Origin of the sequence: Psychrobacter sp. GW64-MNA-CIBAN-0177, from assembly GCF_040309585.1 — a bacterium.
Classification (GTDB): Bacteria; Pseudomonadota; Gammaproteobacteria; order Pseudomonadales; family Moraxellaceae; genus Psychrobacter; species Psychrobacter okhotskensis.
Window position 1 is genome coordinate 1 of the sequence record NZ_JBEOOY010000347.1, and the last position, 262, is coordinate 262.

General features: G+C 35.1%; 1 pseudogene. It reads left to right on the forward strand.

What is annotated here, in order from left to right:
- Nucleotides 1-156: pseudogene (gene glnA / locus AAEY79_RS15385) on the forward strand (glutamine synthetase); the annotation flags it as partial.
- Between the last annotated feature and the right edge of the window lie 106 nt (nucleotides 157-262).

Consider the following 262-nt stretch of genomic DNA (forward strand, 5'->3'; position numbering starts at 1 on the left):
CTGCAAGCATTAAGAGAAGACCATGAGTTCTTATTAAAGGGCGATGTGTTCACTAAAGAGATGTTAGAAGCCTATATCGCGCTGAAAGAAGAAGAAGTGCAGCGCGTGAACATCACAGTACACCCTGTTGAATTTGACTTGTATTACAGCTGCTAATTTGTCATTAAATCTTTAAATTAGTATTAAAAAACCAGCTAAGGCTCACTTGGCTGGTTTTTTTGTGAATAAATTTTCACGATTTTAAAGTTATTAAGGTATCAAT